The sequence below is a fragment of the Nesterenkonia xinjiangensis genome, assembly GCF_013410745.1.
Lineage (GTDB): Bacteria > Actinomycetota > Actinomycetes > Actinomycetales > Micrococcaceae > Nesterenkonia > Nesterenkonia xinjiangensis.
The window spans coordinates 777,506-792,133 of record NZ_JACCFY010000001.1 but is presented as its reverse complement, the minus strand read 5'-3'; the positions used below and the strand labels follow the sequence as shown (position 1 = coordinate 792,133).

Genomic DNA, 14,628 nt, shown 5'->3' with positions numbered 1-14,628 from the left:
TTCCGGGCATCAGGGTGGCGCAGGATCATCGGGAGGAGCGGAGTGGGAGACGGCAGCGGGCAGGACCATGATCAGGGCGCTGGAGGCAGCCCGACGGCGGCGGCACCCGCCGGTGCACGCCCCCTCGACACCGGGCCCTTCGACACTGGGCCCCTCGACGCTGGGCCCCTCGACACTGCGCGGCTGCGCGAGGAGCTGGTCAGCGCCGGGCCCTACTCCCAGCTGCGGGTGCTCGACACCGTGGACTCCACCAACCTCCAGCTCACCCGGGCCGCCGGGGAGCCCGGATTCACCGAGACATGGCCCCACCTCTCTGTGCTCACCGCAGAGGAGCAGACCGGTGCCACCGGTCGGCTCGGTCGGGGCTGGAGCTCCCCGCCGCGCACCTCATTGTCCACCTCCGTGGTGCTGCGTCCTGGACGGGACGGCGTCGACCCCACCCGCCAGCTGCCCTGGATCTCCCTGGTCGCTGGGCTCAGCCTGGTGGAGGCGCTGCGCGGCGGGCACGGGATCCCGGCTCGACTGAAGTGGCCCAACGACGTCCACGTCGCGGGGCGCAAGATCTCCGGGATCCTCTCGGTGCTGGCTCCGGTTCCTGCCGGTTCCCGAGGAGGGATCACCGTGGTGCTCGGTGTGGGGGTCAACGTGCTGCTGCAGGCTCGGGACCTGCCCACCTCGACTTCGACCTCCGTCCTCCTTGAACTGCGCCGCCTCGGGGAGGACGGCTCTGCTGAGCGCGTGCCGGGAGCACAGCAGAAGACCGACCTGATCACCGGGCTGCGCACCGAGGTGCTCGTCGGGCTGCTGGAACGCCTCGCCGCGAACCTCGCGGAGCTGGAGCGCACGGCCGCCTCCGGATCCGGCATCCGGGACAGCGACCTGGGTGAGCGCATCCGCCGGGCCATGGACACGCTCGGCCAGGAGGTCCGGGTGGAGCTGCCCGGCGGGAGCGCTGCGCGCGGCGTCGCGGTCGGGCTCGAGCAGGACGGCTCGCTGCTGGTGGAGGTCACCCACCGCCGCTCCGGCGCCGAGGAGCCTTGGCTGCCGGCTCCCGGCCCTGCCGCGGAACGACGCCGCGGATTCTCCGCCGGAGACGTGGTCCACCTGCGACGGGCCGATGGCTGAGCCCGCAGGTAGACTGGCCCGGTGCCCGGCCCAACCCCTGCTGGCCGGTGTCTGACCTGATCAGAGCGGAGGACGAGGGCTCACGATGAAGCTGAAGCTCGTGGACGGCGAACAGGTCGTCGTGCGCACCCGCGCCCACCATCGCGCCCTGATCCCTGCGTTGCTGAACCTCCTCCTGGCCGTGACGGTGATCAGCTTCCTGCTCGGCTACGTCTCCCGCGGATCCCAGCCTGAGTTCATCCGCTATTACAGCCACATCGGGGTCTTCCTGATCTGGGTGGCCGGCGGACTGTGGCTGGTGCTCGGGACTCTCCGCCCGGTGCTGCGCTGGGCGGTGCGACTCACCTATCTGACGACCCTGCGCGTGGTGCAGAAGAACCTGCTCGGCGCACCCCAACCGGTCGTGGTGCCGCTCGGGCTGATGTCCGAGGTGCAGCTCAAGCAGTCGAGGGTGCAGTCCATGCAGCTGGCCGGGGACCTGGTGCTCATCCACGGGGCCTATGGACAGCAGCAGCGCACCGTGCTGGAGGACATGCCCGACGTCGAGCATCTCCACACGGTCATGGCCGAGGAGCTGGCGGCCTACCGGCAGGCCGTGGCCCGGCAGTACTCCCAGCAGCCCGGCATGCAGGCTCCGCGCGGGCCGGAGAACTTCGGCCATTCGGCAGGACGGACGGTGTGAGGCATGGTTGAGCAGCACGGTGAAGGGACCCGCGCGGGGGTCGAGGCTCCCAGCGAGAGCACCGGCGAAGATGCCGCCCCCTACTCCGCCGATGAGCTCTCCGCGGCGCGCTCGGACTGGTCTGACTTCCCCTCCCCACGGCCGACGACGACACCCAGCCTCCACACCGGTGAGATCACCCTGCCCCGCCCCACCGCCACAAGGCCTGCTGGTCCGCCCCCGACCGCGCCCACTCCGCAGAACGTGGACCTGGGCGATCGCCTCGACGCGGGTGCCCCGACGGCGGCGACCCCGCAGGAGGCGCAGCAGACCGGCCAAGCTGAGCAGGCTGAGCAGGTCCCTGCCGATGACGAGACTCCGGAGGGTCTCGGTGACGCCGAATACCCCGAGTGGGAGCGTGCCCCCGAGACGGCCGCCATCCCGATCCCCACGGTCGAGCAGCAGGGCTGGCACCGCAACATCCGGGATCTGGAGCATCGTCTGCTCGGCGCCGAGCGGACCCTGACCTATCGGGAGATGGCCGCCGAGCTCGGGGTCTCCACCCATGCGGCCCGCAGGCTGTGGCGCGCCCTGGGATTCCCCAACCTGGATGACGACGTCAAGGCCTTCACCGACGCCGACGTCGAAGCTCTGTCCACGATGATCGACCTGGTCCGTGAAGGACATCTCAACGAGGAGACGGCGATCTCCCTGACCCGGTCCGTGGGGCAGATGACCGATCGCATGGTGGTGTGGCAGATCGAGGCGCTGGTGGAGGACAAGATCGCCAACCAGCGACTCTCCGATGCCAAGGCCCGCACGCAGGTGGTGGAGACCCTTCCCGAGCTGATCGGACCGATCCAGCAGCTGATGGGCTACACCTGGCGCCGGCAGCTCTCCGCCGCGCTGCAGCGGCTCACCGTACGCGTGGAGTCCGGTCTGGCGGCCACCGCGCTGGGTCGGGACGGCTCCGAGCATGACTCGCCCCTGCCGCTGGCCCGTGCGGTCGGCTTCGCGGATCTGGTCTCCTACACCTCTCTCTCGCGGACCATGAACGAGCGCACGCTGGCCCACACAGTGCAACGTTTCGAGTCCACCTGTGCGGAGATCATCTCCATCGGCGGCGGCCGGCTGGTCAAGACCGTCGGGGACGAGGTGTTGTTCAACGCGGAGACCCCTGAGGCCGGAGCGGAGATCGCCCTGGCCCTGGCCGAGAGCATCGCTGCCGATGACGTCCTCCCGCAGGCGCGTGTCTCGGTGGTGTGGGGCCGGGTGCTCTCCCGCATGGGTGACATCTATGGGCCCACGGTCAACCTGGCCGCACGGCTCACCGCGCTCGCAGACCCCGGCACCATCCTCGTGGACTCCGTGACGGCTCGCTCCCTGGAGCCCGACGACGACTACCTGCTGGTCCCGCAGCCGCCGCGGATCGTGCGCGGGTTCGGGGAGGTCCAGCCGCATATGCTGCTGCGCGCCGGCGGCACCGGGATCGTGCTCGAGAACTCCTGAGCCCTCCTCAGGGGGCGGGGGCACCCGCGCGGGTATCCTCGGGCACCACCAGAGGGGTGCCGGTGACGGGGTCCGGCACCACGCGGTTGGGCAGCTCGAACACCTCTCGCACCAGCTCGGTGGTCAGCACCCGCTGGGGGTCTCCTTCGGCCACAATCTTCCCCTGGCGCATCACCACCAGCCGGTCGGCATAGCGGGCGGCCTGGTTGAGGTCGTGCAGGACCACGACGATCGTCCGGCCCTGCAGATGCAGGGCGTGCAGGACGTTGAGCACCTCGAGCTGGTGGGAGATGTCGAGATAGGTGGTGGGTTCGTCGAGCAGGATCGTCGGCGACTGCTGGGCCAGCACCATGGCGATCCAGACGCGCTGCCGCTGGCCGCCGGAGAGTTCGTCGACTCGGCGTGCGGCCAGGTGCTCCGTGCCGGTGAGGCGGAGCGCCTCGTCCACGGCGTGCTGGTCGTCGGCGGACCACTGGCGCAGCAGCCGCTGGTGTGCGAACCGACCTCGGGCGACGAGCTCGCTGACGCCGATGCCGTCCGGGCTGGTGGCTGTCTGCGGCAGCAGGCCCAGCCGGGAGGCCGCCTGCCGCGCGGACCATCGGCGCAGGTCGGACCCGTCAAGCAGGATCCGGCCCTCCTCGGGGGTCAGCAGCCCGGCCAGGGCGCGCAGCAGCGTGGACTTTCCGCAGGCATTGGGGCCGATGATCACGGTGAACGAGCCTCGGGCGATCTCCAGTCTCAGTCCGGACGAGACCGGGGTATCTCCCGGCTGGAGAGTCACGGTGTCGGCCACGAGCGGGTCGGCCCCGGCCGGGGAGGCGGGGCCGGTCGGGACGTTCCGGCGGCGGGGAGTCGTCATGGGGTCCTTCGGATCTCGTGGATGAGCAGCCAGATCAGGTAGGCGCCGCCCAGCGCCACCGTGACCACGCCTGCTGGGATGGTCATCGGCAGGACATGCTGGGCGACGGCGTCAGAGCTCAGCAGGAGGAGCGCCCCGCAGGCGGCGGTCGTGGTCAGGGGGATCTCCGCGGTGCCCGCGAGGCGGCGAGCGATCTGCGGTGCGGCCAGCGCGACGAAGGAGATCGGCCCGCACATCGTGGTCACCACGGCGATCAGCGCGACGGCCACCCCGATGAGCAGCAGCCGCGCCCTCTCCACACGCAGCCCTGTGCTGCGGGCGACGTCGTCGCCGAGGCTCAGCTGACGCAGCGCGGGGACCCCGAGCAGCCCGAGGCCCAGCAGCATCAGTGTCAGGGCCAGGGCCGCGGGGAGGGCGTGCAGGGGCAGCCGGCTCAGCGTCCCTGCGCCCCAAGCGGAGGCTGCCATCGCGGTGTCGAGGTCCGCGGTCAGCAGCAGCCAGGTGTTCGTCGAGGCGAGCATCGAGGACACTCCGATCCCGACGACGATCAGCCGGAACCCCTGCAGACCGCCTCGCCAGGCGAGCAGATGGATGATCGCCGCAGCGGCCAGACCTCCCAGCAGCGCGCCGGCCAGCTGCCCGGTCCAGCTGCCTCCGAGCACCACCAGGACCACCAGCATCCCGGTGAAGGATCCATGGGAGAGCCCGATGATGTCCGGGCTGGCGAGGGGGTTGCGCGTCAAGGTCTGGAAGATCGCGCCGGAGACGGCCAGTGCGGCGCCGAAGGCCAGGGCGGCCAGAGCGCGGGGGAGGCGCCATTCCATCACGATGGTGCGGGTGAGTCCGTCCTCCTGTCCGGCGAAAGCGTGGAGCAGCTCGGTGACGCTGAGCGGATAGTCGCCCCAGGCCAGCGAGCCGATCAGCAGCAGCCCGGAGGCTGCGCAGAGGATGGCTGTGGTCGTGAGGGCGCGGCGTGCCGCCACGACGCGGGCTCCGCCGATGCGGAGCAGCATGTTCCTCGGGCCCGGCGTGATGCTCACAGGGTGCTCGCTCGACGTCTGCGGACCAGAACGATCAGCACTGGGGCCCCCACGAAGGCGGTCACCAGTCCGACGGGCATCTCCCCGGGGACGAGGAGCCGGCCCAGGACGTCGGCGAGGAGCATCAGCAGCGCACCCAGGAGGATGGATCCCGTCATGATCGTGCGCTGGTCCGTGCCCCAGGTCCAGCGGGCCACATGCGGGACCATGAGTCCCACGAAGGCGATCGGCCCTGCGATCGCGGTCGCCCCGCCGGCGAGCAGCGTCAGGCAGCCCAGGACCAGGTGCTGCAGCCGGTGGGGCGCGACTCCCTGGGCGCGGGCGACGTCAGCTCCCAGGCTCATGGAGTTCAGCGCCCGGGTCATCAGCACAGCACCCAGCAGGCCCAGCCCGATCAGCGGCATCAGCGGAAGACTCACCTCGAAGCCGCGGTCCAGGAGGCTTCCGGCGTTCCAGCTGCGCATATGGTCGAACGCCTGCGGATGGGTCAGCACCAGCGCGGTGGTGAGCCCGGAGAGCACGGCCCCCACCGCCACTCCGACCATCGTCAGGTGCGTCGGCTCGGCCGGACCCCTCCGGGAGGTGCCGATCGTCTGGACGGCGAGGGCAGCGAGGAGGGCCCCGGCGCAGGCCAGCCAACCGTGCGCCACCGGGTCGGTCATGCCCCACAGACCCACGCCGACGGCGACGAAGAATGCCGCCCCCGCGTTGACGCCCAGGATCCCGGGATCCGCAAGCGGGTTGCGGGTGAAGGCCTGGATGAGCGCACCGGCGGCCCCGAGCCCGGCGCCGACCGCGACGGCGGCCGCGGTCCGGGGCAGCCGCTGCTCGAAGATCACGTAGTGAGATTCGGCGGTGCCGCCTCCGGTGATCGTCGCCAGCACGGTGTCGGGCGACAGCGGATTGGCGCCCACCGCCAGGGACGCGACGAGTGCGCCGGGAAGCAGGACGGCCGTGAGCAGAATGGCGATCATGCCGCCCCTCCGCCGATGCTGCGAGCGGGGCCTCCTGGCGGCCGTGCCGACTGCCGCGGTCACCGCTCGGAGAGGATGGCGTCGAGGTCGTCGAGCACCACCTGGCCGCCCAGCGGCCCGACACCTGTGATCCAGAACGACTGGTCCACCAGGTGCACGTCCTCGAAGGCGTCCGAGTTCTGCGTGACGGCCTCGGGCATGGTGGTGGGGTCCTCAGCATCGATGGAGGTCACCAGGACGAGGTCGGCGGTGCCCGAGCGGACGTTCTCCGGGGAGATGTCCAGCGAGATGTCCTCCCAGTCATGGTCGGGGATGGTGAAGCCGGCACATTCCAAGGTGCTGCCCGCGAAGGAGATCGGGCCGTAGAGGGTCAGCCGGGCGTCTCGAGGGCGTATCAGCTGTGCGGTCTCCCCGGCGGTGTCGTGCTCGTCGGCGATCTCTTCGCAGCGGTCCCGATAGTCGGCGAGCAGGTCACGTCCTCCTTGGGCATCTCCCAGCGTCTCGGCGATCAGCTTCACGTTCTCTTCCCAAGGGTCCGCCTGGGTCTCCATGAAGATGGTGGGGGCGATGTCGGAGAGGCGGTCATAGATCGCGGAGTGCCGGGACTCGGTGCCCAGAATGACATCAGGTTCCAGAGCGGCGATGCGTTCCACATCGGGCTCGGGGACGGTGCCCACTGTGGTGAGGTCTGCGACGTCGTCGCCCAGGTATTCGGGGGCACCGGTGGATTCATCCAGCACGGCAGCACCCACCGGCGCCCGTCCCAGGGCGACGGCGGTGTCCAGCTGGACCGGCTCCAGGACGACGATCCGCTCCGGGTCGTCGGGCACGGGCGTCTCGCCGCGGGCATGGTCGATCGTTCTCGTCTGGGCGGCTCCGGGGCCCTCCTCGGAGGAGGCGGGTTCCTCGGGTGAGGCGCTGCACGCCGTGACCAGGCTGAGCGCCGCGACGGCGACCGTGACGCTGATCAGCCGGAGCCGAGCGGGGTCAGAGCTCTGGACGGCCTCCTCGACGGGAGTGCGGGACAGGTCGGTGTGGGTCATCATGCCTCTGTTCGATGTCGTGGGAGGGGGTATGGGAAGCCGGAGGGGTATGGGAAGCCGGGCTCGGGCGAAGGCTGGAGGGACGGGCGGGACGGGCGCTGAGTCCAATAGGCCTGCGCCTGGATCTGGGCCGCGGGGAGCCCTGCGAGGCGGAGCCGACGCTTGAGCGCCGCGACCTGGGAGCTCTCTGTGGCTGCCCAGGCGTAGAGGTCGGCGATGTCCGGAGGGCCGACGGCGGCCTCCGACGCACTGTCGGGACCGAGCTCGCGGGTGAGCCAGTGTGCCGCTGAACGATGAAGCGCCTCGCCGCGAGCCGCATCCGGCCGGCAGATGACCTCGAACGAGGCGCCGGGGAGGGCCGCTGTGTGGGCCTGCAGGCAGCTGCGGATCCAGGCGGCGTCCTCGGGCGCCTCAGCCTCCGCCGTGACGGTCACCTCCAGGGTCCCGAGATGCCGGTGCGGAGCGGAGGCGTCGTCGTGCACGTGGGGGCGGCTGAGGCCCGCAAGGATGCCGAGGATTGCGGGGGCGGCGGACTCGTCGCCGCCGATCCACGCCTTGCGGGCCCCGCCTGGTGTCCACTGCACGCAGCGCTCGAGCCGGCTCTGTGACGCTTCGGCGCCGGAGATGACCAGTGCGTCCCCGGGGCGGGCCAGGGACGCCCACCGTGCGGCAGGGCCGGGGTGGGCGTGGAGATGGACGTCGACGTCGAGCTCTCCGGCTGCGGGGCGGGCTGCGCTGACCGTGTAGCTCCGGAGCAGGGGCCGTCGGCGGGCAGGCAAGTCCCGCCAGCGTCGGCGCCACCGGGACTCCGGGAGCAGATCCTCCGCGAGTTCGGGAGCGAATCCGTCGTCCTCGGAGGGCAGCAGGATCTTGAACCGGTGGTCCAGCCCCAGGGGAGCGAAGCGGCGCAGGGACTCGCTGCGCAGGGTGATGCGGAGGAAGCCCGGTGAGAGTCGGGTCGTGCCGTGCACGCGGGTGAGGAAGAGCCGGTTCGGGGATTCGGCGAATCGGGGCGGAGGCGCCTCACGGGTGCCGGGCGCGGTGCGGTCCATCGTTCCTCCACTGTGGCTCGCAAGCTTTGCGCATGAATATGTTGCGAAATAGACAGGCTGGCAGCAAAGGGTGACCTTATCAGAATAGATGTAATCAATGTTCTGCAAGTCGGAGGGTGCGTGAGCCTCGGCTGTGGCGGCCGACCTTTCCCAGCGAGACCGTGACCCCGGTGACGAGCCGAGATGCGGCCGCAGGCGGGCAGGTCGCAATGCTGTGGTGCGTGACCTGACCGTGACATGATGGTCTGGTGTTCTGGCGCACAGCCGCGCCTTCGACGACCCACTCGGTGAAGGGCAGACGACGACCATGAGTGACGAGCAGCAGCCGAGCCCCGACGGCGGCCTGTACCTGGACTACGGGTACGGCTCTCATGTCGGCCTGCGCCGGGAGCTCAACGAGGACTCCTCGGTGGTCACAGACTCGCTGTTCGCCGTCGCTGACGGGATGGGCGGCCATGAAGCCGGAGAGGTGGCCTCCGCCTTGGCCGTCCAGGCGCTCGCGGAGGGCTGGGACGCGGCGCCCGGGCCGATCAGCCAGGTCGATCTGCAGGCCTTCCTCGACGACGCCGACGAGCGGATCCGGGAGGCCACCGGCGCCAAGGCCGGGACCACGCTGACCGGGGCCGTGCTGGTGGAGGCCCAGGACCAGCTCCAGTGGCTCGTGTTCAACATCGGTGATTCGCGCACCTACCTGCACCAGGACGGTACGCTGCGTCAGCTCACCCGGGATCACTCGCAGGTCCAGGAGATGTTCGAGTCCGGGATCATCACCGCCGAGGAGATCCGGGACCACCCGAACCGCAACGTCATCACCCGCGCCCTGGGCGCCGGGGACCTGTTGAGCGGGGACTACACGCTGACGCCTGTCACGGCCGGCCAGCGGCTGCTCGTCTGCTCCGACGGGCTGACCGGTGAGCTCACCGACGCCCAGATCGCCGACATCCTCGCGGCCGGCCGGTCCCCGCAGGACACCGTGGACTGGCTGATCCATCAGTCGCTGCGCGAGGGCGGACGGGACAACGTCACGGTCATCGTGGTCGACGTCCGCGACGGCTGAGGCCGGCAGCTCAGCTCCGGACCGATCCCATCGCCGCGAGGACCACCAGGCCCATGCCGAGCAGCGCGTAGCCGGAGAGCTGCTGTCCCAGCAGCAGGAATCCGGCCGCGGCCGCGATGGCCGGGGCCAGCGCCAGCAGGATCGCGAAGGAGCTCGCCGGCAGGCGCCGCAGCGCCAGCATCTCCATGGCGTAGGGGACCGTGGAGGACAGCAGAGCCACTCCCAGGCCGATCATCAGTATGGCCGGGTCGAGTAGGGCAGGGCCGGAGAGCATCACGGCGGCCGGGGCCACCGCGAGCCCGCCGACCGTCATCCCGAGGGTCAGTCCGATCAGGCCCGTGAATTCCTCACCGGTGCGTTTGGTCAGCAGGATGTAGGCCGCCCACAGCGCGGCGGCGAGCAGCGCGTAGGCCACCCCGACCGGGTCCAGCGCTGTGGCGGGGTCCCAGCCGATCATCGCCACGCCCACCAGTGCCGCGACCGCCCAGAGCGCGCTGAGCCAGCTGCGCCCGGCGATGATGCTCAGCGTCAGCGGGCCGAGGATCTCCAGGGTGACCGTGGTGCCCAGCGGCAGCCGGGCCAGCGCGAGATAGAAGGCCACGTTCATCCCCGCCAGCACCAGCCCATAGCCGGCCGCCACAGCCCAAGAGCGTGCCGAGAGGCCCCGCACGTGGGGCCGCACCAGAGCCCACAGCATCCCCGCCGAGAGCAGCAGGCGAAGCGCGACCATCCCCACCGGCCCGGCCGCCGGAAACACCAGCACCGCCAGGGCCGCACCGATCTGCTGGCATGCCAGCCCGAGGAGCACCAGCATGCTGCCCTGGGTGCGGCGTCCGCCGTCGGAGCTGGGTGAGGAGGCGGTGCCGTCAGGGCTCATGGCTCCATCCTGTCGGGTGGCCGGGGCGGCGTCGAGCGGGCGCCCGTCAGCCGGTGCGCCATGGCCGTGGCACCTTCCTCGCCCTGGTCTGCTCGTGGCCCCTCCTCTCCTGTCACCAGGAGGTTCTAGACTTGTCTCCGTGACCGAGCCCGCTGAGAACGACGCCGTCGAGACCCCTGCCGCCGCGCACGTCGATCCGTCTGCCGCCGAGCCCGCCTCGTCCCCGCCGCCGGAGGCCCTGCGCGAGGAGCACGAGCAGCTGGTCGAGGAGGTGCGCCGCCATCGCATCGCCTACTACCAGGCGGACGAGCCGCTGATCTCCGACGCGGAGTTCGACGCGCTCTACAGCCGTCTGCAGCGCATCGAGCGAGAGCACCCTGAACTGATCTCCGCCGATTCCCCGACCCAGGAGGTCGGCGGCGAGGTCTCCGAAGCGTTCTCACCGGTCACCCACATCCAGCGCCTGTACTCTCTGGAGGACCTCTTCTCCCGCAGCGAGCTGCGCACCTGGTACGACCGGGCGCTCGCCTCGCTGACCGCGCTGCGCCCCGGGGCGACACCTACCTGGCTGGCCGAGGTCAAGATCGACGGCCTGGCGATCAACCTCCTCTACCGCGAGGGCCGGCTGGTACGCGCCGCCACCCGAGGCGATGGGATCACCGGTGAGGACGTCACCCACAACGTGCTCACCATCGGGGACATCCCCCGCCGGCTCAAGGGCACCGGTCATCCGCACGAGCTGGAGGTGCGTGGGGAGATCTTCATGCCCACCCGGGACTTCCACGCCTTCAACGAGCAGCTCACGGCGGCGGACCGGCCGCCGCTGGCCAACCCGCGCAACGCTGCCGCCGGCTCGCTGCGCCAGAAGGACCCGGCCAAGACCGCCGAGCGTCCGCTGTCCATGTTCGTCCACGGCATCGGCGCGCGGGAAGGCATGGTGCTGAGCTCCCAGCACGAGGCCTATGACCTGCTCGCCTCCTGGGGTCTTCCGGTGAGCCCCTACACGCGGCTGCTGACCAGCTATGAAGAGATCGAGGCCTACCTGGACGAGCACCAGGACAAGCGCCACGAGCTCGTCCACGAGATCGACGGCGTCGTCATCAAGGTGGACGACCTCGACCAGCAGCGCGCCCTCGGGCATACCTCGCGCGTGCCGCGCTGGGCCGCCGCCTACAAGTACCCGCCCGAAGAGGTCCACAGCCGCCTGCTGGACATCCAGGTGCAGGTCGGACGCACCGGGCGGGTCACCCCGTTCGCAGTGCTGGAGCCCAAGAAGGTGGCCGGATCGGTGGTCTCCCGGGCCACCCTGCACAACCAGGACGTGGTGCGTGCCAAGGGCGTGCTGATCGGCGACGACGTCATCGTCCGCAAGGCCGGCGACGTCATTCCCGAGGTCCTGGGGCCGGTGCTGTCCGCCCGTGAGGGCCGCGAAGAGGCGCTGCGAGAGTTCGTCTTCCCTGCGACCTGCCCGGCCTGCGGAACAGAGCTGCGCCCCGCCAAGGAGGGCGACGTCGACTACCGCTGCCCCAACGCCGAGAGCTGCCCGGCCCAGCTCTCCGGGCGGGTCATCCATGTCGGCTCGCGGGGTGCCCTGGACATCGAGGCCCTCGGGGAAGAGGCCGGCCTCGCGTTGACCAACCCGGACCCGGATGAGGTTCGCCCGCCTCGGGAGCTCATCGACGAGGAGCGCACCGCGGAGTCGGGGGCCCAGGTGGAGTACGGCGAGCAAGGGGAACCGCTGCCGCAGACCCCGGTGCTGCGCCAGGAGGCGGATCTCTTCGACCTCACGGCCGAGGACCTCAAGGGCGTCTACCGGTGGCGGGAGGTGCTGGAGAAGAATCCGGAGAGCGGGAGGTTCGAAGGCGCCGGGCGGTACGCGCCGGTCCTGTACTTCTGGACGAAGCCCCAGTACCACAAGGGTGAGCTCAAGGAGCCCTCCAAACCCCGAGAGAACACGGTCACGCTCTTCACCGAGCTGGAGAAGGCCAAGGAGCAGCCGCTGTGGCGTGTGCTGGTGGCGCTGTCCATCCGGCACGTGGGCCCCACCGCCTCTCGGACGCTGGCCGCGGCCTATGGCTCCATGGAGAAGATCCGTGCTGCGGACGAAGAGGAGCTCGCCGGCATCGACGGCGTCGGACCCACCATCGCGGCCGCGGTCCGCGAGTGGTTCTCCCTGGAGTGGCACCAGCGCATCGTGGAGCGCTGGGCGGAGGCCGGGGTGCGGATGGTCGACGACGTCGACGAGGAGGCCCCGCGCACGCTCGAAGGCCTCACCGTGGTGGTCACCGGAAGCCTGGAGAACTGGTCCCGTGATGAGTCCAAGGAGGCGATCATCTCCCGCGGCGGCCGTGCCGCCGGCTCAGTGTCGAAGAAGACCTCCTTCGTGGTGGCGGGGGCAAGCGCCGGCTCCAAGCGGGACAAGGCCGAGTCGCTGGGTGTGCCGGTGCTCGATGAGGAGCAGTTCGAGATGCTGTTGAAGAAGGGGCCGGCAGGTCTGGAGACCGACGAGGGTATGGAGAGTGACGAGTGAGCACTGTTGACGAGCTGCTGGACATCGCCCGGGAGGCCGCCGTCGCAGGCGCGGGCGTGCTGGCCGAGCGTGATGACGTCGCCCCCGCCGGGCTGATGCTCGGCGGGAGCGAGGTCGAGACGAAGAGCTCCGTGTCCGATCTGGTGACGGACTTCGATCGGCGCTCCGAGCAGGCGGTGCGTGCCGTGCTGGAGCGTCGCCGCCCCGAGGACACCGTGACGGGGGAGGAGTACGGCACCGTCAGGCCTCAGGGAGCCACCGGGTACCGCTGGTCCATCGACCCGCTGGACGGCACCACGAACTTCGTGCGCGGCATCATCTACTACGGCACCTCGGTGGCGGTGCAGGACCCTGAGGGTCGTTGGGTGGCCGGTGTGGTCCACGCGCCTGCCCTGAAGCGCATCTGGTGGGCCGCGCGCGACCGTGGCGCCTTCACCGACCGGCTGCAGGGTGAGGGCCCGGGCTCCCCGGCCCAGGAGCGGGTGCGCCTGCAGGGCCCCCAGGGCAGCCTGGCGGCAGGGCTGCTCTCCACCGGTTTCGGCTACGACCCCGACCGGCGCGCTCAGCAGACCGCCGCGGTCTCGGCGATGCTCGGCAGCTTCGGGAACCTCCGCCGACTGGGTGCCGCAGCGCTGGACATCTGCATGGTCGCCGACGGCACCGTGGACGCCTACGCCGAGTTCGGCATCCAGGAGCATGACTGGTCTGCGGCGGCGCTGATCGCTGAGGAGGCGGGCGTGCCGGTGCGTCGTCCCGCGGTGGCAGACAGCTCCGTGGCCGGAGACTGGTGCGTCGTGGGTGACATCGGCATGCCCCACACCCGGCTGCGGCCCCTGCCGCTCGGCCTCGCCGGGGAGAACACGGCCGAGGAGCAGGAGGGCGGGCAGGCTCAGGACGGCGTCGCCGGATGACGGGCCAGCTCACCGGAGAGGACCACACCCCACGGGTGCCCGCCGAGCCGGGCACCGGTGCTGCCGCGTCCGCCCCACGCGCCGACGTCGTGATCCGCCCTGCCCGTGCCGAGGAGCACGATCGTATCGCCGAGATCACCCTCGGCGCCTATGTCGAGGGTGGGCATCTGCCCCCGGACGATCCTTACACCGCGCAGCTGACCGACGTCGCCTCCCGTGCTGCGCACGGGGAACTGCTGGTGGCCGAGGTAGACGGAGTCGCCGCCGCCTCGACGGTCATCGCCCGGCCCGGTGATGAGCTCGCCGAGCTGGCCGGCCCCGGGGAGATGGAGTTCCGCATGCTCGCCGTCGCCCCGGAGTTCCAGGGCCGCGGGATCGCCCGGACCCTGGTGCGCTATCTGATCCGGCGCGCCGAGGCGGAGGAGGCCGAGAACCTGGTGCTGTGCAGCCTGGTCTCGATGACCGCCGCCCATGCGCTCTACCGCTCAGAGGGTTTCGTGGAGGCGCCCGCCCGAGACCTGGTGATCACCCGTGAGGTGCACGGCAAGGACGCTCGCTTCCCGACCTTCGTGCGGCCTGTGGCGGGCTGAGCCGGCGTGTGGCTCCCGCATCATGGCCCGCTCCGGCTCGACTAGACTGGCTCGGACTTCGATTTCCCTCTGAGAAAGCCACTATCCCGTAGGAGCTGCATGTCTGAGATCTCGCGTGCCGACGTCGAGCATCTGGCGAAACTTGCGCATATCAGCATGACCGAGGAGGAGCTGACGACCATGGCCGGCGAGCTGGCCGTCATCGTCGACTCCGTGAAGACGGTGTCCGAGGCGGTCTCCGCCGAGGTGCCCGCCACCAGTCATCCGCTGCCGCTGACCAACGTATTCCGTGAGGACGTCGTCGGCGAGGTCTTCACCGAAGAGCAGTCCCTGCTCAACGCCCCTGACGCCCAGGACGGGCGATTCAAGGTTCCGGCGATCCTGGACGAGGAGTGAGGCC

At 70.6% G+C, this 14,628-nt stretch carries 14 protein-coding genes; 8 read left to right on the top strand and 6 right to left on the bottom strand.

Annotated elements, in window-relative coordinates; all coding sequences use genetic code 11:
- The first annotated feature begins 42 nt into the window (after positions 1-42).
- From HNR09_RS03645 to HNR09_RS03635, 3 genes are all read left to right on the top strand, one after another.
- Positions 43-1,125 (top strand): biotin--[acetyl-CoA-carboxylase] ligase, encoded by a 1,083-nt coding sequence (locus HNR09_RS03645; RefSeq protein ID WP_179540812.1) that lies wholly within the window; start codon positions 43-45, stop codon positions 1,123-1,125.
- 85 nt (positions 1,126-1,210) lie between these two features.
- Complete coding sequence (locus tag HNR09_RS03640; RefSeq protein ID WP_179540811.1) at positions 1,211-1,807, top strand: hypothetical protein; 597 nt, start codon at positions 1,211-1,213, stop codon at positions 1,805-1,807.
- Between the two features lie 243 nt (positions 1,808-2,050).
- Positions 2,051-3,295, top strand: coding sequence for an adenylate/guanylate cyclase domain-containing protein (locus HNR09_RS03635; protein WP_378937843.1), 1,245 nt, complete (start codon positions 2,051-2,053; stop codon positions 3,293-3,295).
- 7 nt (positions 3,296-3,302) lie between these two features.
- On the opposite strand, the gene HNR09_RS03630 is transcribed toward HNR09_RS03635, so the two are convergent.
- From HNR09_RS03630 to HNR09_RS03610, 5 genes are read right to left on the bottom strand one after another with little or no spacing between them, the layout of a single operon-like run.
- Positions 3,303-4,154, bottom strand: coding sequence for an ABC transporter ATP-binding protein (locus tag HNR09_RS03630; protein WP_179540809.1), 852 nt, complete (start codon positions 4,152-4,154; stop codon positions 3,303-3,305).
- Positions 4,151-5,194 (bottom strand): FecCD family ABC transporter permease, encoded by a 1,044-nt coding sequence (locus tag HNR09_RS03625; protein ID WP_343047436.1) that lies wholly within the window; start codon positions 5,192-5,194, stop codon positions 4,151-4,153. The genes HNR09_RS03630 and HNR09_RS03625 overlap by 4 nt, the downstream gene beginning before the upstream one ends.
- The gene (locus tag HNR09_RS03620; RefSeq protein WP_179540808.1) at positions 5,191-6,168 is read right to left on the bottom strand and encodes an iron chelate uptake ABC transporter family permease subunit; all 978 of its coding nucleotides are present in this window, start codon (positions 6,166-6,168) and stop codon (positions 5,191-5,193) included. Before HNR09_RS03620 ends, HNR09_RS03625 begins: the two co-directional genes overlap by 4 nt.
- A gap of 59 nt (positions 6,169-6,227) precedes the next feature.
- Positions 6,228-7,214, bottom strand: a complete 987-nt coding sequence (locus HNR09_RS03615) for an ABC transporter substrate-binding protein (protein ID WP_246348705.1) — start codon at positions 7,212-7,214, stop codon at positions 6,228-6,230.
- Positions 7,211-8,263, bottom strand: a complete 1,053-nt coding sequence (locus tag HNR09_RS03610) for a siderophore-interacting protein (RefSeq protein ID WP_179540807.1) — start codon at positions 8,261-8,263, stop codon at positions 7,211-7,213. Before HNR09_RS03610 ends, HNR09_RS03615 begins: the two co-directional genes overlap by 4 nt.
- 307 nt (positions 8,264-8,570) lie before the next feature.
- Here HNR09_RS03610 and HNR09_RS03605 point away from each other — a divergent pair, with 307 nt between their 5' ends.
- Positions 8,571-9,320, top strand: coding sequence for a PP2C family protein-serine/threonine phosphatase (locus HNR09_RS03605; protein WP_179540806.1), 750 nt, complete (start codon positions 8,571-8,573; stop codon positions 9,318-9,320).
- Positions 9,321-9,330: 10 nt separating this feature from the next.
- Here HNR09_RS03605 and HNR09_RS03600 read toward each other — a convergent pair whose 3' ends face one another.
- Positions 9,331-10,197: an EamA family transporter gene (locus HNR09_RS03600; RefSeq protein ID WP_179540805.1), complete on the bottom strand. Its 867-nt coding sequence runs from the start codon at positions 10,195-10,197 to the stop codon at positions 9,331-9,333.
- Between the two features lie 139 nt (positions 10,198-10,336).
- Here HNR09_RS03600 and ligA point away from each other — a divergent pair, with 139 nt between their 5' ends.
- From ligA to gatC, 4 genes are all read left to right on the top strand, one after another.
- Positions 10,337-12,727 (top strand): NAD-dependent DNA ligase LigA, encoded by a 2,391-nt coding sequence (gene ligA / locus HNR09_RS03595; RefSeq protein ID WP_378937641.1) that lies wholly within the window; start codon positions 10,337-10,339, stop codon positions 12,725-12,727.
- Positions 12,724-13,638 (top strand): inositol monophosphatase family protein, encoded by a 915-nt coding sequence (locus HNR09_RS03590; protein WP_179540803.1) that lies wholly within the window; start codon positions 12,724-12,726, stop codon positions 13,636-13,638. The genes ligA and HNR09_RS03590 overlap by 4 nt, the downstream gene beginning before the upstream one ends.
- Complete coding sequence (locus tag HNR09_RS03585; RefSeq protein ID WP_179540802.1) at positions 13,635-14,228, top strand: GNAT family N-acetyltransferase; 594 nt, start codon at positions 13,635-13,637, stop codon at positions 14,226-14,228. The genes HNR09_RS03590 and HNR09_RS03585 overlap by 4 nt, the downstream gene beginning before the upstream one ends.
- Positions 14,229-14,327: 99 nt before the next feature.
- Positions 14,328-14,624 (top strand): Asp-tRNA(Asn)/Glu-tRNA(Gln) amidotransferase subunit GatC, encoded by a 297-nt coding sequence (gatC, locus tag HNR09_RS03580; RefSeq protein ID WP_179540801.1) that lies wholly within the window; start codon positions 14,328-14,330, stop codon positions 14,622-14,624.
- Positions 14,625-14,628: the final 4 nt, after the last annotated feature.